Source organism: Actinoplanes couchii (assembly GCF_016862075.1).
Classification (GTDB): domain Bacteria; phylum Actinomycetota; class Actinomycetes; order Mycobacteriales; family Micromonosporaceae; genus Actinoplanes; species Actinoplanes couchii.
Window position 1 is genome coordinate 1 of sequence record NZ_BOMG01000107.1, and the last position, 1612, is coordinate 1612.

A 1612-nucleotide genomic window follows, 5' to 3' on the forward strand; every position below is an offset into this window, starting at 1 on the left:
GGGCGTCCGCCCTGGTAGCCGCCACGGTCACGGTCGCCACCACGGAACCCACCGCGGTCGCCACCACCCTGGTAACCCGGACGGTCCCCGCCCTGCGGACGGTCGCCACCACGGAAGCCACCACGGTCACCCTGGAAGCTCTCCCGGGCACCGCCACGGTCGCCACCGCCCTGGTAACCGGGACGGTCGCCGCTGGGGCGTCCGCCCTGGTAGCCGCCACGGTCACGGTCGCCCCCGCGGAACCCACCGCGGTCGCCGCCACCCTGGTAACCGGGACGGTCACCACTGGGACGACGGTCGCCGCCCTGGTAGCCCGGCCGGTCGCCGCTGGGGCGTCCACCCTGGTAGCCGCCACGGTCACGGTCGCCGCCACGGAACCCACCGCGGTCGCCACCACCCTGGTAACCCGGACGGTCTCCGCCACGGAAGCCACCGCGGTCGCCGCCGGCGGACCGGTCACGGTCTCCGCCACGGAACCCACCGCGGTCCCCGCCACCCTGGTAACCGGGACGGTCACCGCTCGGGCGTCCGCCCTGGTAGCCACCACGGTCACGGTCGCCCCCGCGGAACCCACCGCGGTCGCCACCGCCCTGGTAACCGGGACGGTCACCACTGGGGCGTCCACCCTGGTAACCACCACGGTCGCCGCCACCCTGGTATCCGGGACGGTCCCCGCTCGGACGACGGTCGCCGCCCTGGTAGCCCGGCCGGTCACCACTCGGGCGCCCGCCCTGGTAACCACCACGGTCACGGTCGCCACCACGGAACCCACCCCGGTCGCCACCACCCTGGTAACCCGGACGGTCACCACTCGGACGACGGTCGCCGCCACCCTGGTAGCCACCACGATCGCGGTCGCCCCCGCGGAAACCACCGCGGTCGCCGCCACCCTGGTATCCGGGACGGTCACCACTGGGACGACGGTCGCCGCCCTGGTAGCCCGGCCGGTCACCACTCGGGCGTCCACCCTGGTAACCACCACGGTCACGGTCACCACCACGGAACCCACCGCGGTCACCACCGCCCTGGTACCCGCCACGCTCTACGTTGCGGTCGCCACCGCGGAAGCCGCCGGCGGACCGGTCACGGTCTCCGCCACGGAACCCTCCACGGTCGCCACCACCCTGGTAGCCACCACGGTCGCGGTCGCCCCCGCGGAAACCACCGCGGTCGCCACCCTGCTGACGGTCGCCGCCACGGTATCCACCGCGGTCGCCGCCACCCTGGTAGCCACCACGGTCACGGTCACCACCACGGAACCCACCGCGGTCACCACCGCCCTGGTAGCCACCACGAGAGCCGCCACGGTCGCGGTCGCCGCCACGGAATCCGCCACGGTCACCGCCGCCCTGGGAGCCGCCTCGGTCACCACGGTGCCCGTCGCCACTTCCGTCGCGACCGCCTCCGGAACGACTGTTGTCGTCGCGGTTGCTGGAGCCGCCATCCTGCGGTCCTGTAGTCACGGATCATTCCTTCCAGTACGGCGGCGGGTTACCGAGGCCCGAGTGGCCCTGCTCCGACACACGCTGTTCACGAATCACAAAGTTACTAGGGCATCTGCCCACAAACGCAGTCGAGGGCCGACCCCAAGTGGGGCGGCCCTCGACCGATC

The 1612-nt window shown here is 73.1% G+C and carries 1 protein-coding gene; it reads left to right on the forward strand.

Features of this window, described 5'->3' with window-relative positions; genetic code table 11:
* Positions 1 to 1612: hypothetical protein (locus Aco03nite_RS43700; RefSeq protein ID WP_373872682.1), on the forward strand; the 1612-nt coding region annotated here is incomplete at both ends.